Genomic DNA, 17399 nt, shown 5'->3' with positions numbered 1-17399 from the left:
AGCTGCGGGCCGACGAGGTCATCCTCTCGGCGGGCGCCCTCGGGTCTCCGGTGATCCTGCTGAGGTCCGGTATCGGGCCGGCGGAGGAACTGGCCGCACTCGGCATCCCGGTCGTGCAGGACTCGCCCGAGGTCGGGAAGAACCTGCACGACCACCTCCTGTCTCCGGTGATCTTCACCACGTCGCGACGCATCGGACCGCCGCAGCCCGGCGTCTCGGTGACGCAGACCCACCTGTTCTGGCGCAGCCGGCCCGACCTCGCCGAGCCCGACACGCAGCCGATCCACTTCTCGGTGCCGATGTGGGGCGACCTCGAGCCGCGGGGCGACGACGGCTTCACGCTCATGGCCGGTCTCGTCACTCCGCACAGCCGCGGCGCGCTCACGCTCTCGGGCCCCGGTCTCTCGGACGAGCCGCTGATCGATCTGGCGGCCCTCGCCGACGAGCGCGATGTGGCCTCTCTCGCGGCGTCCGTGCGCCAGGGACGCCGCATCGGCGCGCAGCCCGCCCTCGCGGGGGAGTGGGGAGCGACCGAGGTCTACCCCGGACCCGAGGTGGCCGATGCCGACGTCGAGGACTGGGTGCGCCGCACCGCCATCACCTACCACCACCAGGTCGGCACCTGCCGCATGGGCAGCGATGCGGGCGCCGTGGTCGACCCGCAGCTGCGGGTCAGGGGGATCGCGGGGCTGAGTGTGATCGACGCCTCGGTCATGCCCACGGTGCCGACGGGCAACACGAACGCGCCTGCGGCGATGATCGCGGAGCGCGGGGCGCGGTTCCTGCTCGGGGCGTGAGCGCCGGAGGCGACGATGACGGTGTCAGCGGGCGGCGTGGGGATGACGGTGTCAGCGGGCGGCGCGGGCCTTCGGGCGGCGGAACGTCGCGAGGAGAGCCTCGAGAGCGTCGTTCAGGCGCCCGTCGCCCGCCGAGTCGGGCATGAGCACGGCGATCATCTGCCATCCGGCGTTGCGCGAGGCGACCTCGCTGACCGCGGTCTCGATGTCGACGTGGTCGGCGAGCTCGCCGTCTTCGCGCGCCTCGGTGAGGAATCGCCGGAACAGCTCACGCCAGTGCAGGTTGTTCACGCGATGGATGCGGGTGACCTCGTCGTCCTGGGAGGCGTGATCCCAGAAGGAGATGACGACGCGCGCGTACAGCGGGCCGTTGGGGCTGTAGGGGAGGATCTCCCGGCACACCCGCTCCAGAGCGGCGAGGCCGCGGATCCCCTCGATGCCCGCGTGGATCCGATCGTTCGCCTGGGTGTAGAGGCGCAGGAACGCCGCGGTGAGCAGGCTCTGCTTGTTCGGGAAGTACCGCGCGATGGCGCCGTGCGCGTAACCGGCCTCCGTCGCGATCTCGCGCATCGTCAGCTTCTCGAACCCGACGCGGATGATGACCTGCACCGCGGCGTCGGCGATGTGGTCGCGGCGTTCGTCATGGTCGACGATCTTCGGCATGGCAGGCCCCCCTCGTTCTCACGATTCTAGTTTTGACCTTTTTAGTCACCAAATGGTGACGAATGTGATGCAATCGTAACCAATCAAATACAAGGCAAGAGTACGATCTTTTTAATCACCAACTGGTGACTAACTCGAAGAGGAGTTGCAATGAACGTCCATCGACTCACCCGTCGCGCCGGCGGTGTCCTGGCCGCGGTCGGGGTGCTCGCCCTCGCCGCTTGCTCGTCGTCTCCGGCTGCCGAGCCTTCTCAGGGCGGGGGAGGCGGGATGACCACGGTCAAGGTCGCCACGATCGGCCTCACGTCCGACGGCGCACTGCTCACCGGGATCGCGCAGGGCTTCTTCGAGGACGAGGGGCTCGAGATCGAGACATCCATCGTCGCGAACCCGCCAGCCGGCCTCGCGGCCGCGCAGAGCGGTCAGGTCGACATCGCGTACTCGCCCAGCATCCCCCTGCTGAACGCGCTCTCCAGCGGCGTCCCGCTCAAGGTCATCGGCGCGGCCGACGGCTACGTCGACGGCGCGGCGGACTCCGAAGATCCCGACGCCCTCGACGACACCGGCCTGTACGCCAGCGCGGACAGCGGCATCACCTCGGTGGCCGATCTCGCAGGCGCCACCATCGCGATCCCCGCCCGCAAGGCGCAGCTCGAGGTGGTGATCGCCGACGCTCTCAAGGACGAGGGGATCGACCCCGCCGCCGTGAACTGGGTGGTGCTCGACTTCACCTCCGCCGTGGCCGCGCTCAAGAGCGGGACGGTCGACGCCGCGGGCCTCGTGAACCCCTTCACGGCCGAGGCCGATGCGATCGGCGCCGTCCGGCTCTCCTCGCCGTCCGTCCGGTTCTTCGAAGAGGGCGCGACGGGGCTCTGGACCGCCGGCGCCTCCACGGTCGAGAACAAGGAGGACGCGATCGCGGCGTTCCAGCGGGCGCTGGCCAAGACCAACGCCTATGCGAACGAGCACCCGGAGGAGGCGATCACGGCGGGTCTGGAGTACACCGGATCCACGCTCTCCCTCGACGAGGTGAAGGTGCCGTACTGGCCACTCGCCGTGCTCCCCGAGGAGCTGGAGCGCGTCAACGACAAGCTCGTGTCGCTCGGCTTCCTGGCGCAGCCCGTTCCGCTCGACGGCGTGATCGTCAGCGCGAAGTGACCGCGGACATGCGCACCTCCTCCGTGGCCGGCGCTCTCGTCGGGGCACTCGGCGTCGCGTGCGGTCTCGGGGCGTGGCAGCTGGCGGCGACCGTCGGACCGCTGTCCTCGTCGCCGCTGCCCACCACGACCGAGGCGATCGGCGAGGCGGTGCGCATGCTCGGCACCGCGCAGCTCTGGGAGGCCATCGGCGCGACGCTCGCCATGGCCCTGCTCGGACTCGTCCTCGCCGTCGTGGTGGGAGTCTTCCTGGGCGTCGCGATCGGCACGTCGCCGCTCGCGCTGCACGCCACCCGCGTCCCGCTGGAGTTCCTCAAGCCCATCCCGCCCATCGTGATCCTGCCCATCGTCGTCCTCGTGCTCGGTCCGACCTCCGGGATGGGCGTGTTCCTGGTGTTCTTCGGCTGCGTGACGGCGATCGCGGTGCAGTCGGCGGCTGGCGTCTTCGACACCGACCCGGTGGCGAGGGCGACGGCGCGGTCGTACGGCATGGGGGCGGCCGAGATCCTGGGCCGGGTGGTGCTCCCCAGCGCTCTGCCCTACATCGGCACCGCGGTGCGTGTCGCCGCACCCACCTCGCTCGTCGTCGCCGTCGTCGCCGGACTCCTCGGCGGCGGTCCAGGGCTCGGACAGAGCCTGCTGCTGTCGCAGATCTCCGGCAATCAGCCGCAGCTGTTCGCCTACGTCGTCATCCTCGGCGTGCTCGGCCTCATCATCCAGGGGCTGAGCCAGCAGGGGGAGCGGATGCTGCTGCACTGGCACCCGCAGTACCGGAAGCAGGACCACCAATGACCCTGACCACCTCCATCCAGACCAGGGCCCGCGTGCGCCGCAGCAGGTCGCAGAGCGGGTCGCCGCGGTGGATCCTCGTCGGCGCCGAGATCGCGGTGCCCGTCGTGCTGCTCGCCGCCTGGTGGCTCGCCTCCGCCGGATCGACGAACACCTTCTTCCCTCCGCTGCAGACCATCCTCACCCGCCTGGGTCAGCTGCTGCAGACGCCGGCGTTCCTCGGCAGCGTCGCCTCCTCGGTCGGAAACCTCGCGCTGTCGTTCGTGCTCGCCACCCTCATCGGCGTGATCCTCGGCTGCGCACTCGGGCTCGTGCGGCCGCTGAGCTGGTTCGCCGAGCCCGCCATCCACTTCTTCCGCGCCATCCCTCCGGTGGCTCTCGTGCCGATCTTCGTGTCGCTGATCGGCTTCGGCAACGAGACGCGCGTGCTGTCGATCACGCTGGCCGCGGTGTTCCCCATCCTCATCTCGACGATCGACGGCATCAGGGCGGGGGAGCCGACGATGGAGATGGTCACCAGGGTCTACCGGCTCACTCCGGCCGAACGCCTCTTCCAGGTGGTGCTGCCCGCCGCGGGGCCGCGCATCCTCTCCGGCATGCAGGTCAGCCTCATCACGGCGTTCGTCGTGATGATCGCCAGCGAGATGCTCGGGTCGTCGACCGGACTAGGAGCGGCCACGCTGCTCGCGCAGCAGTCGTTCGCCATCCCCGACATGTGGGCGGGCATCCTCGTGCTCGGCATCATCGGCTACGCGGCCACGGCCGTCTTCACACTCTTCCGGCGCCGCGTGCTGCGCTGGTACATCGCCTCGCAGCAGCAGGAGAAGAACTCATGACCATCGCAGAACAGGCCCCCGTCCGCCTCAGCGTCGCGGGCCTCGCCAAGTCCTATCAGACGAAGAACGGTCCGGTCCCCGTGATCGCCGACCTCACCTTCGACGTGCGCGTCGGAGAGGTGTGCTGCATCGTCGGCCCGTCCGGCATCGGCAAGACGACGCTGCTGAAATGCCTCACCGGGCTGCAGAGCATCACCGCGGGAACAGCGGCCATCGACGGCCGGCCCATCGACGGGCCGCCCGAGGAGATGGCCCTGGTGTTCCAGGAGTACACGCGATCGCTCATGCCGTGGCTCACGGTGGAGAAGAACGTGCGGCTGCCGCTGAAGCATCTGCGGCTGCCCGTCGCCGAGCGTGAGGAGCGGGTGTCCGCAGCGCTCGCCGCGGTCGGTCTGGCCGGAGCCGAGTCGAAGTACCCGTGGCAGCTCTCCGGCGGGATGCAGCAGCGCGTCGCCATCGCCAGGGCCATCGCGTATCGCCCCGAGGTCCTCGTGATGGACGAGCCCTTCGCCTCCGTCGACGCGCAGACGCGCTTCGAGCTGGAGGATCTGTGCCTGCGCATCCGCGAGCAGTTCGGCATGACGATCGTCGTCGTCACCCATGACATCGACGAGGCGGTGTACCTCTCCGACCGCGTCGTCGTGCTCGGCGAGCGACCCGCGAAGGTGACCGAGATCATCGAGATCGACTTCGGCGCCCCCCGCGATCAGCTCCGCACGCGCGCACTGCCCGCCTTCGCGGAGCTGCGGACGGAGATCTTCGAGCTGATCAGGAGGGCCGGCTAGATGGCGGATCGGACGGCACGCGGATACGAGGCGTTCGAGGGGCGGGTCGCCGAGTTCACCTCGGACTCCGCACCGTGGTGGCCCGCGCCGCGACGGGCGCGGAAGAAGGCCCCGAACATCATCGTGATGCTCATCGACGACCTCGGGTTCAGCGACCTCGGCCCGTTCGGGAGCGAGATCGAGACGCCGCACATCGACGCCCTCGCCGACGACGGCTGGGTCTTCACGAACTACCGCACGGCGCCGATGTGCTCGCCGGCCAGGGCCGCCCTGCTCACGGGCCTCAACCCCCACCGCGCCGGCTTCGGCTTCGTCGCCCACATCGACCCCGGCTATCCGGGGTTCAGCTGCGAGCTGCCCGCCGACGCCCCGACGCTGGCGGAGTCGCTGCGCGCGGGCGGCTACGCGACCTTCATGGTCGGGAAGTGGCATCTCACGCTCGAATCGCGCCTGCACGACGGCGCGGATCGCGCCAGCTGGCCGCTGCAGCGAGGATTCGACCGGTACTTCGGCAGCATGGACGGCTTCACCTCGCTGCACCATCCGCACCGCCTCGTGCAGGACAACTCCGTCGTCGGCATCCGCGAGTTCCCCGACGGGTTCTTCCTCACCGACGAGCTCACCGATCGCGCGATCGGGATGATCGACGACCTCCGGGTGAACGACCAGGAGAAGCCGTTCTTCCTCTACTACGCGCACACCTCGGTGCACGGGCCCATCCAGGCGAAGGACGCCGACATCGAGAAGTACCGCGGCCGCTACGAGGCGGGGTGGAGCGCCCTTCGCGAGGAGCGCTTCGCCCGTCAGCGCGAACGGGGCATCGTGCCGTCGCACGCCCGGCTCCCGGAGGACGCCATCGCGGACGGCGACCGGATCCCCTCCTGGGATGCGCTGGGCGAGGACGAGCGCCGCCTGTTCGCACGGCACATGGAGGTGTACGCGGCGGCGGTCGACGAGATCGATCAGAGCGTCGGGCGGCTCCTCGAACGGCTGGAGCGCAGCGGAGAGCGCGACAACACGATCGTCATCCTCGCGAGCGACAACGGAGGTACGGCCGAAGGGGGTCCTAGCGGCACGCGCAGCTACTTCGCGCAGTTCGGCACGCACGGAGGGATGCCGGAGGGCTGGGTGACCGATGTGCCCCGCGACGTCGAGGAGATCGGAGGGCCACGGCTCTTCGGGCAGTACCCCACGGGGTGGGCCCGCGTCTCGAACACCCCGTTCCGCTCGTTCAAGTCGACGACCTACGAGGGCGGGGTGCACGCTCCTCTCATCATCTCGTGGCCGGATGCCCCGATGGAGGGCGGGCTGCGCGACCAGTTCGTGTTCGTCTCCGATCTCGCTCCCACGCTGCTCGACCTCGCCGGCGTGACCCCGCTCTCCGAGCGCGGTGGTCGCACGGCGCAGGACATGGACGGCGGCAGCATCGCGGGCGTGCTCGCCGATCCCGACGCCGACGGGCGCGAGGCGCAGTACTTCGAGTGCGTCGGCCGCCGCGCGCTGGTGGAGGGCGAGTGGAAGGCACTGTCGGCGACGGCGCCGAGGAAGGCGGAAGGTGCCGAGGGGGGCGAGTGGGAGCTGTACCACCTCTCCGCCGATCCCACCGAGACGGTCGACCTGTCGGCGGAGCATCCGGAGCGCGTGGCGCGGATGGCGGAGCGCTGGCACGCGGAGGCCTGGCGCAACACCGTGTTCCCGCTCGACGACGACGGCTCCCTCTTCCGGCTGCGGCCAGACACGGAGGAGCCGCTGTCGGCGCCGATGACGCTCGTGCCGTTCCGGCCCCCGCTGGAGCGCTTCCGCTCTGCGAAGCTCACGGTGCTGCGCTCCTTCACGATCGAGATCGAGATCGAGACCCGCGCGGAGGCGGCTGGCGTCATCGTGGCGCACGGCGACCAGGGCGGCGGCTATCTCCTCGCCGTCGACGACAGACGGCCGCTCCTCGTGTACAACGCCTACGGCGCCATGCACCGCGCACGCGGCGAACGCCTGGGGGAGGGCGCGCATCGGGTGCTCGTCCGGGTCGAGGAGCGACCCCACCTGCGCTGGCGCCTGGGCGTCGACGTCGACGGCGTCGAGGTCGCGGTCGTCGACGACGTGCCCATGCTGCTCGGCATGGCCCCGTTCACGGGCATCAGCGTCGGCTACGACTACGGCGGTCCCGTCGACTGGGAGCTGCACGAGGCGCATCGTACCTATCCGTTCGGCGGGGGCGAGCTGCGATCGGTGCGGTACGTGCCCGGCCAGCGCTCCTCCTACGACGGGACCGTGCTGCGGGCCGTGGGCGAGGCGGTGCAGGCGATCGCCGACTGAGCGCGCACGTGCGGCGCGGCGCGGTCAGAGCGCGCAGCGGAATCCGAGGTGCGTGGTCGCCGAGTCCTCGGTCTGCGAGGAGCGGGCGGCCGGGCGGTAGCGGAGGCAGTACTCGGGGGCGCAGAGGTGCGAGCCGCCCTTGGTGACGCGCCGTGCAGGTCCCCGTGCCGCCGAGTCGAGGAGGGTGACGCGGTCGCCGGGCTGAACCGTCGGGGTCATGCCGTGGCGCGGTGTCCAGGCATCCGCCGTCCACTCCCACACATTGCCGATCATGTCGCTCAGACCGTACCCGTTGGCGGGGAACGCGCCGACGGGCGAGGTGCCCGACCAGCCGAGGGCTCCGGTGCTCCGGTAGGGGAACTCGCCCTGCCAGGTGTTGGCCATGAGGATGCCGGAGGGCCGCAGCTCGTCGCCCCATGCGTAGCGCGCCCCCACGAGTCCGCCGCGGGCGGCCCACTCCCACTCGGCCTCCGTCGGCAGACGCTTGCCCGCCCACTCCGCGTAGGCCAGAGCATCCGCGAAGGCGATCTGGACGACCGGGTGATCGAGGATCTCGTCCACGTCCGATGACGGACCCTGCGGCGCCCGCCAGTGCGCTCCGGGCTGCCAGCGCCACCACTGACGCCAGTCGCCGAGGTCGACGGGGCCGGCGGTGGGGGTGAAGACGAGCCCGCCGGGGACGAGCGTCGCGGGGTCGGCTCCGGGGAAGTCGGCGGGATCGAGCGGGCGCTCCGCGACGGTCACGTACCCCGTCTCGGCGACGAAGCGGGCGTACTCGGCGTTGGTGACCGGATGCTCGTCGATGTCGAAGGCTGCCACCTCGCGCTCGACGACAGGCCCCTCCTCCGGGTAGTGATCGTCGGAGCCCATCCGGAGGAGCCCGGCGGGGATGCGCACCATCCCGGGACTCATCGCAGCGCCGACAGCACGGAGAAGACCAGCGCGACGGCTCCGAACCCCGCACCGAGCACGGTGAGGAGGACGAGCATGGCGCCACCGGGCGGGGTGACGCCGGTCGCGCCCGAGAGGAATGCGCCGAGCCTGCGCTGGCGTCGGTGGGCAGCGAACCACAGGGCGCATGCGGAGAGCAGCCCGACGATACCCGGAGCGAAGCCCCAGAACGTGGCCTCCGGGGGCAGGGCGATCGGCAGGACGCGCAGCGACAGCAGCGAGCCGATCGCGATCGAGAGCGCCGTGCGGCGCCAGGCGAGCTCGGTGCGCTCGAGCTGCAGCCCCGGGTCGAACGGGCGGTACGCCGTCATCGCCACAGCACACCGGCCGTGACCAGCAGTCCGACGACGATGACCACGACGGCGAGCAGCAGGGCGGAGAAGGCTCCGGGGAGCGGCCGGGACAGGCGCAGGGCGCGCTCGGCGCGCATCCACTCCCACCAGGCCAGGGGAGCGACCGCGGTGCCCGTCACGATCAGCAGCAGCGACGCGGCGAGCCGGAACCCCGGGTGCAGGTCGAGGCCGAGCACTTCGAGGGCGACGCCGCCGGCGATCAGCGCGAGTCCGGTGCGCGTCCAGGCCAGGAGGGTCCGCTCGTTCGCCAGGGAGAACCGCGGATCCGGCTCGTCGCCGACGGAGTAGACGGAGCGGGGGAAGCGGCGCATGGGCTCATCGTATCGATGCATGGTCAGCCGGCCGCGAACACCTCTCGGCCGGAGAACCACGTGGAGAGCACGCGCGTGTCGATGATGCGCTCCGCGTCTCCCGCGATCGCATCCCGCTCCAGGACGACGAAGTCGGCGGACTTGCCCACCGCGATCGACCCCGTCTCGTCGCCGAGGCCCATGGCCGTGGCGGCGTTGATCGTGAAGACCTCCAGGGCCTCTTCGGCGGTGATCGCCTGCTCCGGCCACAGCACGCCGGGCGCGCGGTGCAGCGGATCGGCGCGAGTGACCAGCCCCTGCAGGCCCTCCAGCGTGTTGGGGGATTCGGACACCGGCCAGTCCGACCCGCCCGCGACCAGGGCGCCCGCGTCGAGCAGCGCCCGGTTCGGCTGGGAGTGCTCCGCACGGTCGCCGAGCACCTCGGCCAGCGCCTGTGTGATGACGCCGGGGAACCAGATGAACGGGGAGATGTCGGCCGACACGTCCAGTGCGTGCAGGCGGGGGATGTCGGCCTCGGCGAGGAACTGCCCGTGCGCGATCTGGATCGGCGTCGCGAAGCCGTCGGCGCGGATCCGCTCGGCGACGTCGAGCACGAGTCGGGCCGAGCCGTCGCCCGTGCAGTGCACCTTGGCGCCGAGCCCGCGCTCCGCGACCGTGCGGAGCCAGCCGTGGAGCTCGTCGAAGGTCATCGTCGTCTCGCCGTGGTAGTGCGCGCCGTGCGCGGCATCCGCCACATACGGTTCGAGGAACGACGCCGTCCTCGCCGGCGGCACCCCGTCGAGGAAGATCTTCACGAAGTCCGGCCGGTGGTGCGGCGTGCGGAACTCCTCGCCGCGCTCGACGAGCGCCTGTCCGATCGGGTCGAAGCCGAAGATCTCGTCGTTGATGAGCAGCGACGACACGACCCAGGCGTTCAGGTCGCCGTCGCGGTCCAGCGTCGCGAGCGCCGAGAGGATGTCGGTCGAGACCCCCGCATCCTGGAAGGTCGTGATGCCGAAGGAGTTGAGCAGCTCGACCCCGCGCCGAGAGGCGGCGACGTGCTGCTCCGCGGTCAGGCCGCCGCTGCGGTCGTACGCCTCCTGCACGGGGATGCCCGCCGCTTCCAGCAGCACGCCGGTCGGGGTGCCGTCGTCGGGATCGAGGATCGTCACGCCGCCGGAGGGGATGCCGTCGGCCGTGATGCCGGCGAGCTCCAGGGCGCGCGTGTTCGCCCAGCGGTTGTGCCGGGAGTCCTCGACGATCACGACGGGCCGTCCACCCGCGGCCTCGTCGAGCCGCAGGCGGGAGGCGGTGTTCGCGAGCGTCGGGAGCAGGGTCGTCGCGACGACCCCGCCGATGATCCACGCATCCTCCGGGAGCGTCGCGGCCTTCTCGGCGACCTTCTCCAGGATCTCGTCGAGGGTGAGCGACGGAGGCAGCGAGAGCTCGAAGAGCTCGGTGCGGCCGGCGAGGGCGTGGTGGTTGTGGACGTCGACGAAGCCGGGGTAGACCGCGGCGTCGCCGACGTCGAGCATCCTCGTCTCGGGCCCGCGATGGGCGGACACCGCAGACAGAGCGCCGACGGCCGAGATCCGGCCGTCCCGCACCGCGAACGCCTCCGCGAACGGCTGCGAGCGGTCGGCGGTGCGGATCACCGATCCGGTGACGATGAGGTCTGCGGCATCCGTCATCTCAGATCCTTCCGAACTCCGCGGGCTCCAGGCCGGCGCTGTGGTGCGTGGTCGAGATGAGGCGGCCGTGCGCGCCGAACGTGAAGTGCGTGGGGATCTCGCCCGTCTCGTCGAGCCCGAACAGCACGCCGTGCGAGCGGATGGCGTTCACGTCGCGGTGGTCGGCGATCGTCACGGATGCGCAGGGGATGACCTTCTCGCGCCACGCGAAGATGTAGATGCCGGGGCGCACCTCCCACACGGTGTTCTCGTCGGTGTCGGCGAGGCCGCGCTCGGGGCCGGCGAGGCACTGCCACGAGTACCAGCGCTCAGACAGGTACACGTGCTCATAGGCGTGCTCGGTGCTGTAGACCCACTCGACGCGGCGGCCGATGAGGGACGTGGTGGGAGCGGCCTCTGCTCCGGTGACCTCCGCGCCCTCGATGATGCTCGGGGCGAAGACGTGCTGCACGCGCGTCTTCCCCTTCTCGGGCGCGGGGAGGATGAGCGAGATCACCGCGAGCGCACGCCCGTGCCGAAGATCGAGCACGAGGGAGACGGCCTCATTCGGCAGGTAGTCGTGGTGGAACTGCACGTAGAACAGGTCCTCGTCGACCTCGACGGCCTCGTAGTCGTCGGTGTCGGATGCCGCGGCGGTGCTGTCATCGGCTCCTGGCTGGTAGTCCCAGGTGACCGTGGTGTCGGCGAAGCGGTGCACGATGCGGGTGCCGCGCCCGTCGACGACGGTGATCTCGCGGCCGCTGAGGGCGGTCGTGTGCGGGGCCTTGTTCGCGTCGAAGCCGGGGGCGAGGCCCTCGAGGGGCAGCCAGGTCGAGGTGTCTGCGGGGTTCAGGGTCGTCATTTCTTCTCCTGTCGGATGGGGCGGGTCAGCGGGCGCTGACGCGCTCGAGGTCGGTGGCGAGACCGTCGTACACGGCCGGTCGGGACTTCTTCAGATACGCGCCGTAGACGATGCCGCCGATCACGGCGAGCACGAGCAGCAGCGGCATCAGGCGGATCGCGAGCTCCTGGGAGCCGGCGACGATGTCGAAGTTCACGATCGCGAGGATCGAGATCGCCGCGATGCCGAGGAAGCCGATGCCCGGCGCGATGAACGTGCTCCACCACCGCGGGTCGCCCTTGCGGCGGAAGTACACGACGATCGAGATCGCCGCGAGACCCTGCAGGATCAGCACGCTGAGCGTGCCGAAGCCGAGCATCGCGGGCACGAGCGTGACGATCGGGTCGGCTCCGGCGATCGCGAAGATCACGGCGACGATCGCGGCGAACGACGCCTGCACGATGCCGGCGAGCTGCGGGGCGCCGTTGGCGCGGGTGCGGGAGAGCGCCTGCGGCAGGATGCGCGCGCGGCCCAGCGAGTAGAGGTAGCGCGTGGCGGAGTTGTGGAAGGCGAGCATCGCGGCGAAGAGGCTCACGAGCAGCAGGATCATCATGACCGTGGTGAGCGGGCCGCCGAGGTACTGCTGCGACAGCGTGAAGATGAGGTCGCCGGTGGGCAGGTGCTCCACCGCGGTGGCCTGCGCCTGCGCGACGCCGGTGGCGCTGACGACGGCCCAGGTGGTCACGCCGAGGATGATGCCGATCGCGATGATCGCCGTGTACGTCGCGCGCGGGATCGTCCGCAGCGGCTGCTTCGCCTCCTCGCTGAACAGCGCCGTGGCCTCGAACCCGAGGAACCCGGTGGCGGCGAGCAGCAGGCCGATCGGCAGAGAGCCCGAGAGCACCCACTCCGGGCTGAACGCCGCGACGTCGTAGCCGGTCTGCACGAGCACGGAGACGTCGAACACGACGAGCATCAGCGTCTCCAGCACCAGGCACACGCCGAGGATCTTGGAGCTGAAGTCGACGCCGACCCTGGCGAGCACGAAGCACACCACGATCGAGGCGAGTCCCCAGACCAGCCAGTGCACGTCGAGGCCGGTGAGGTCGCGGATGATCGTCTGCATGAAGAAGCCGCTGGTGCCGATCGTGCCCACGACGAAGAAGTTGTAGCCGAGCGTCGCGATCAGCCCGGCGATCAGTCCGCCGGTGCGGCCGAGGCCCTTCACCACGAAGGCGTAGAAGCCGCCGGCGTTGACGAGCTGCTTCGACATCTGCGCGTAGCCCACCGCGAACAGCAGCAGGATCGCCGCGACGATGAAGAACGACATGGGCGTGCCGCCGCCGTTGCCCAGCGCGATGGCGAGCGAGGCGACGACGACGATGCCCGTGAGAGGTGCGACGGCGGCGAGCACGAGGAAGACGATGCCGGCGACGCCCAGGGCTCCTGGGCGGAGGGAGGTGTGCTCTGCGGATGGTGCGATCGGATCTGCCACGGCGGCTCCTTTGCTCGGTGACGGCCGTGCGCGCACGGCATCGACGACGAGGGGGATCGTCGATAGAGCGAGTCTGCTCCGCCCTCGTCGCCCGCGCTTGACCCTGAGTGAAAGACGATGGTGTCAGCGTGCACAGCCGCGTCGGGGTGCTTCGACGTCGAGGACGCCGCAGAGCAGGATGACTGTCAGGACGCCGCCGTCCTCCGCGTCGACAGATGCGCCGGCGGGGTCAGGAGAGGCGACATGGACCTGCAGCTGAGCGGTACGACCGCCCTCGTCACCGGGGCGGGGAGCGGCATCGGCAGGGCCGTCGCGCTCGCGCTCGCCGCCGAGGGCGTGCGCGTCGTGCTCCTCGATCGCGACGGGGCGGCCCTCGCCAGGACGGCCAGCGGATGCCCCGGCGCTCTGCTCCTCGTGGCGGACGTGACGGACGAGGCGCAGGTCGCCTCGGCTCTCGCCCGGGTCGACAGGCTGGACGCGGTCGTGTGCTGCGCGGGGATCTCCGGCCCCGTGGGCGCCGGCATCGAGGACGTCTCCCTCGCGGAGTGGAACGCCGTGCTCTCCGTCAACGTCACAGGGCCTTTCCTCGTGCTCCGCGCGGCGCTGCCCCTGCTGCGCGCATCGGCCACGGCATCCGTCGTCCTGATCTCCAGCGACTCCGCCTTCGTTGCCTCTCCCGGCATGGCGCCGTACTGCGCGTCGAAGGCCGCGCTGGTGCAGTTCGGCAGGGCGCTGTCGGTCGACCTCGCCGACACCGGCATCCGCGTGAACACCGTCGCCCCCTCGGTCGTCGACACCCCCATGAGCCGCGGCGACCTGGGCGACACGGCTCTCGACGAGGCGGCGTTCCCCGTGCAGACGGCCGACGAGGTGGCCGCGCACGTCTCGTACCTGCTGTCGCCCCGCAGCCGCGCGGTCAACGGCACCACCCTTCTCAGCGACTTCGGGTACACCGCCCGGTCGGGATTCCCCGCTTGAGCGCGCACGCGCCAGACAGACAGGAGCAGCACATGGGACTCGTAGTCGGATCGACGGTCTCCGGACGCGTCGTCGTCATCACCGGAGGCGGCACGGGCATCGGAGCGGCCATCGCCGAGCGGTACGCGGCCGAGGGGGCCCACGTCGTCGTCGTCGGACGCAGGGCCGAGCCGCTGCAGGCGGTGGAGAAGGCGGTCGGCGCGCACGCGATCATCGCGGATGCCGCGGACACGGAGTCCGCCAAGGCCGCAGTGGCCGAGGTGCTGGCGACGTTCGGCCGCATCGACGTGCTGGTCGCGAACGCCGGAGGCCACGGCTTCTCACCGGTCGGCGACACGGATGACGCGGGGTGGGATGCCGCCATCCGCGCCAACCTCACGACCGCGTTCGTCATGGCGCGCGAGGCGCTGCCCGCGCTGCTGGAGTCGAAGGGGCAGATCGTGATCGTGTCGTCTCTCGCCGGCCTCTTCGCGGGGCCGTCGGTGGCCGGGTACACGGTCGGCAAGCACGCGCTCATCGGCCTCACCCGCACGCTCGCGCGCGACTACGGCAAGCACGGAGTTCGTGTGAACGCGGTGTGCCCCGGGTGGGTGCAGACGCCGATGGCCGACGACGAGATGGACGAGTTCGCCACGCACGCCGGCCTCGGATCGCGCGAGGAGGCCTACGCCACGGTGACCGCTGACGTGCCGCTGCGGCGCCCCGCGCGTCCGGCCGAGATCGCCTCGGTCGTGCGCTTCCTCGGATCGGGCGAGTCGTCGTACATCACGGGCGCCGTCATCGTCGCCGACGGCGGCTCGCACGTGGTGGACGTGCCGACGATCGCCTTCGACCACGCCGGGATGTAGGGAGCGCGGCGGGGACAGGGATCGTTGAGCGAGGTGTCTGACGGCTCTGTTCCGGAATATTGCCCTGAACAGCGGAAAACCGGCCTCGAATGTCGGTGGCCCTCGGTTGGATGGAGTCATGAGCAGCACCGCCGGCATCCTCGATCGGGTCGTCACCGACCTCGATCTGATGCTGGGCGCTGACATGCTCGCGGGGCTGTCCGCGACCGAGCGGATGGAGGTGCTCAGAGGCGCCGGCGAGGCACTGCGGCGGCTCGAGGCGATCGTCGTCGAGACGGCCGCAGATGCCGATGCCCGAGAGCTGCCGGATGCGTTCGGATGCCGGTCGCTGAACGAGCTCCTGCAGCGGGTGCTCCGCGTCGATGCCGCGACTGCGGCGCGCATGGTGAAGGCGGCATCCGCCCTGCGTCGAGAGCTGAGCCTGCTCACCGGGGAGCGCCTGCCTGCGCGGTGGCCTGCGCTGCGTGAGGCGATGCTCGACGGGGAGGTGGGCGTCGCCGGACTCCTCGCGGCGACCGGCCCGATGGAGCAGGCGGGGGATCGCATCGGCGCAGCCGACCGCCTGCGCGCCGACGCCGAGCTGGCAGATCAGGCGCGGGGCATCGTCAGGGAAGACGACGGCCGTACGACTGCGGTTCCGCCCGCCACGCCCGACGACCTGCGGCAGTACTCGCAGCTGATCGCGCTGTACCTCGACCCCGACGGCTCGACGCCGATCGAGGTGCGCGCGTCACAGCGGCGCTCCGTGGTCATCGGGCGGCTGCGCGACGGCGCCTATCCGATCCGCGGCGCCCTCCTGCCCGAGGTGTATGCGCAGCTGCAGCTGATCTTCGACGCCCAGCTCAATCCGAAGGTCGAAGGACCCGCCGATCTCGGCGTGATGTTCCGACCCTCCGAGGAGCTGACGGGAGATGAGAGTCCTGACGCGGAGCAGCGGGGCGACACCGACTCGCGCACGCGGGCGCAGAAGCAGCACGATGCGCTGGCCGCCGCACTGGGCATCGCGGCTCGACACGACGACATGCCGTCGCTCGGCGGCGCGGCCCCCACCCTCGTGGTGCACGTCGACGCTGCGCAGATCTCTGAACGCGGCAGTGGCGGATGGGCGACCTTGCCCGGTGTCGAGGCGCCTGTTCCGGCATCCGTGGCGGTCCACACCGCGTGCTCAGGGGCCGTGCAGCGCGTGCTCTTCGACGAGGGCCGCATCGTCGGGATCAGTACGGTCGACCGCGTCTTCACGGCGACTCAGCGCCGCGCGATCGTGCTCCGCGACGGCGAGTGCCTGATCCCCGGATGCCACGTCCCCGCGTCGTGGTGCGAGATCCACCACGTCACCGAGCACGCGCGCGGCGGCCCGACCCACACCGACAACGGGGTTCCCCTGTGCTGGCATCATCACCGGACCCTGGATCGCTCCGGATGGGAGATCCGGATGTCGGAGGGGGTCCCGCAGATCAGGGGTCCCGGATGGTGGGATCCGAGACGCGAGTGGCGTGAGCCGCGCCGACCGAGACGCGCTCTCATCGCGGTCGCCTGAGCAGGCGGCGTCTGCTCGGCGACGCCGTCTGTTCGGCGACGCCGGGTGCAGGGCGGGAGCCGAACTCCCGGGCCCGACACGCCGGCGTCCCGACGCAGACCTCGCGCGACGCCTGACCTCAGCCGACGTGCAGCTCGAACCCGCCGTCGACGGCGACCACGGCCACCTGGGTGAGGTCGGCGACGTGATATTCGGGGGAGTGGGAGGTCGCGTGGGCGCCGACGCCGATCACGCGCATGCCCGCGGCGTGGGCGGCCTGGATACCTGCCCCCGAGTCCTCGAAGACGACGCAGTCGGCTGGATCGATGCCGAGGAGTTCCGCGCCGAGCAGGAAGCCTTCGGGGTCGGGCTTCGACCTCGACACGTTCTCCGCCGTGACGGTGAGCGCGGGCACGGTGAGCCCCGCCTCGCCCATGCGGGCGTTCATCAGTCGCACGTCGGCCGACGTCACGATCGCGTGCGGGAACGGGAGGAGGTCGGCGAGGAGCACGTCGGCTCCCTCGATCGCCACGACGCCGTCGACGTCGCTCGCCTCGTTGGCGAGCATCTCCCGGTTCTCCTGGAGGTTGATCTCGTGGTCGCGCTCGGGGAGCATGATCGCCATGCTCTGGTGCCCCTGACGGCCGTGCACGACGCTGAGCACCGTGGCGGGGTCGATGCCGTGGGGCGCAGCCCAGGCGAGCCAGAGCCGCTCGACCACCGCGGTCGAGTCGACGAGGGTCCCGTCCATGTCGAGGAGGACGGCGCGGACGTGGACGATCTCGGTCATGCTCCCAGGCTAGCGCCGCCGCATCCGTCCTTCCTGGTCGCGGACGGGTCGGGTAGCGTCGACGGGAAAGACCGAGGGGAAAGACCGAGGGGGCAGGATGCGGAGAACGCGCAGGGGGATGCTGATCGTCGGGGGAGCGCTGCTCGTCGGGCTCGCGCTCGCATGGTTCGCGGTGCGCAACCTCGAGGCGATCCACGCGCTCGTCGCCATGGACACCGTGCTGGGGTGGATCACGCACGGCGCCGCTCTGCTGATCCTGGCCGGCGGGGTCGCCCTCCTCGCCGGAGGCGTCTTCGGGAGCGCCCCTCAGGACGCCCCCGAATGACG

General features: G+C 70.9%; 18 protein-coding genes. 10 read left to right on the top strand and 8 right to left on the bottom strand.

What is annotated here, in order from left to right; translation table 11 throughout:
• The coding region (locus CQ047_RS16755) for a GMC family oxidoreductase (protein ID WP_181155986.1) at positions 1-797 on the top strand (797 nt) is incomplete at its 5' end.
• 51 nt (positions 798-848) lie between these two features.
• Here CQ047_RS16755 and CQ047_RS16750 read toward each other — a convergent pair.
• The gene (locus tag CQ047_RS16750; protein WP_105677027.1) at positions 849-1460 is read right to left on the bottom strand and encodes a TetR/AcrR family transcriptional regulator; all 612 of its coding nucleotides are present in this window, start codon (positions 1458-1460) and stop codon (positions 849-851) included.
• A 150-nt stretch (positions 1461-1610) separates the two neighbouring features.
• On the opposite strand from CQ047_RS16750, the gene CQ047_RS16745 reads away from it, so the two are divergent.
• From CQ047_RS16745 to CQ047_RS16725, 5 genes are read left to right on the top strand one after another with little or no spacing between them, the layout of a single operon-like run.
• On the top strand, positions 1611-2618 hold the full coding sequence (locus CQ047_RS16745; RefSeq protein ID WP_105677025.1) for an ABC transporter substrate-binding protein: 1008 nt from the start codon (positions 1611-1613) through the stop codon (positions 2616-2618).
• 8 nt (positions 2619-2626) lie between these two features.
• Positions 2627-3409: an ABC transporter permease gene (locus CQ047_RS16740; RefSeq protein ID WP_105677031.1), complete on the top strand. Its 783-nt coding sequence runs from the start codon at positions 2627-2629 to the stop codon at positions 3407-3409.
• Positions 3406-4242: an ABC transporter permease gene (locus CQ047_RS16735; RefSeq protein ID WP_105677024.1), complete on the top strand. Its 837-nt coding sequence runs from the start codon at positions 3406-3408 to the stop codon at positions 4240-4242. The genes CQ047_RS16740 and CQ047_RS16735 overlap by 4 nt, the downstream gene beginning before the upstream one ends.
• A complete protein-coding gene (locus CQ047_RS16730; protein ID WP_105677022.1) occupies positions 4239-5027 on the top strand; it encodes an ABC transporter ATP-binding protein in 789 nt (262 codons plus the stop codon). The genes CQ047_RS16735 and CQ047_RS16730 overlap by 4 nt, the downstream gene beginning before the upstream one ends.
• Positions 5028-7340: an arylsulfatase gene (locus CQ047_RS16725; RefSeq protein ID WP_105677021.1), complete on the top strand. Its 2313-nt coding sequence runs from the start codon at positions 5028-5030 to the stop codon at positions 7338-7340.
• A gap of 24 nt (positions 7341-7364) precedes the next feature.
• On the opposite strand, the gene CQ047_RS16720 is transcribed toward CQ047_RS16725, so the two are convergent.
• The 6 genes from CQ047_RS16720 to CQ047_RS16695 are packed head-to-tail and all read right to left on the bottom strand — an operon-like array spanning position 7365 to position 12940.
• Positions 7365-8240: a formylglycine-generating enzyme family protein gene (locus CQ047_RS16720; RefSeq protein ID WP_219844644.1), complete on the bottom strand. Its 876-nt coding sequence runs from the start codon at positions 8238-8240 to the stop codon at positions 7365-7367.
• An 8-nt stretch (positions 8241-8248) separates the two neighbouring features.
• The gene (locus CQ047_RS16715; RefSeq protein WP_105677018.1) at positions 8249-8602 is read right to left on the bottom strand and encodes a DUF202 domain-containing protein; all 354 of its coding nucleotides are present in this window, start codon (positions 8600-8602) and stop codon (positions 8249-8251) included.
• Positions 8599-8955: a YidH family protein gene (locus tag CQ047_RS16710; RefSeq protein ID WP_105677017.1), complete on the bottom strand. Its 357-nt coding sequence runs from the start codon at positions 8953-8955 to the stop codon at positions 8599-8601. Before CQ047_RS16710 ends, CQ047_RS16715 begins: the two co-directional genes overlap by 4 nt.
• Before the next feature lie 23 nt (positions 8956-8978).
• On the bottom strand, positions 8979-10625 hold the full coding sequence (locus CQ047_RS16705; RefSeq protein WP_105677015.1) for an amidohydrolase: 1647 nt from the start codon (positions 10623-10625) through the stop codon (positions 8979-8981).
• A 1-nt stretch (position 10626) separates the two neighbouring features.
• Positions 10627-11466, bottom strand: a complete 840-nt coding sequence (locus CQ047_RS16700; protein WP_105677014.1) for a molybdenum cofactor biosynthesis F family protein — start codon at positions 11464-11466, stop codon at positions 10627-10629.
• A gap of 25 nt (positions 11467-11491) precedes the next feature.
• Positions 11492-12940, bottom strand: a complete 1449-nt coding sequence (locus tag CQ047_RS16695; protein ID WP_105677013.1) for an APC family permease — start codon at positions 12938-12940, stop codon at positions 11492-11494.
• Positions 12941-13183: 243 nt separating this feature from the next.
• Here CQ047_RS16695 and CQ047_RS16690 point away from each other — a divergent pair, with 243 nt between their 5' ends.
• The 3 genes from CQ047_RS16690 (at position 13184) to CQ047_RS16680 (ending at position 16303) form a co-directional block, all read left to right on the top strand.
• Entirely contained in the window at positions 13184-13918 is a 735-nt protein-coding gene (locus tag CQ047_RS16690; protein WP_105677029.1) for an SDR family NAD(P)-dependent oxidoreductase, read from the top strand.
• 32 nt (positions 13919-13950) lie between these two features.
• Positions 13951-14766 carry an SDR family NAD(P)-dependent oxidoreductase gene (locus CQ047_RS16685; protein WP_105677011.1) on the top strand — a complete coding sequence of 272 codons (816 nt, stop codon included), beginning with the start codon at positions 13951-13953 and terminating at the stop codon, positions 14764-14766.
• 118 nt (positions 14767-14884) lie between these two features.
• Positions 14885-16303, top strand: coding sequence for an HNH endonuclease signature motif containing protein (locus CQ047_RS16680; RefSeq protein ID WP_105677010.1), 1419 nt, complete (start codon positions 14885-14887; stop codon positions 16301-16303).
• 118 nt (positions 16304-16421) lie between these two features.
• On the opposite strand, the gene CQ047_RS16675 is transcribed toward CQ047_RS16680, so the two are convergent.
• Positions 16422-17072: an HAD-IA family hydrolase gene (locus CQ047_RS16675; RefSeq protein ID WP_105677009.1), complete on the bottom strand. Its 651-nt coding sequence runs from the start codon at positions 17070-17072 to the stop codon at positions 16422-16424.
• Positions 17073-17169: 97 nt separating this feature from the next.
• Between CQ047_RS16675 and CQ047_RS16670 the strand changes: the two genes are divergently transcribed.
• Positions 17170-17397 carry a hypothetical protein gene (locus CQ047_RS16670; protein ID WP_146114379.1) on the top strand — a complete coding sequence of 76 codons (228 nt, stop codon included), beginning with the start codon at positions 17170-17172 and terminating at the stop codon, positions 17395-17397.
• Positions 17398-17399: the final 2 nt, after the last annotated feature.

The organism is Microbacterium sp. MYb72 (genome assembly GCF_002979415.1).
In the GTDB taxonomy this organism is placed as follows: Bacteria; Actinomycetota; Actinomycetes; order Actinomycetales; family Microbacteriaceae; genus Microbacterium; species Microbacterium natoriense.
The sequence above is the reverse complement of the archived record's forward strand: the minus strand, read 5'-3'. Positions and strand labels throughout refer to the sequence as shown.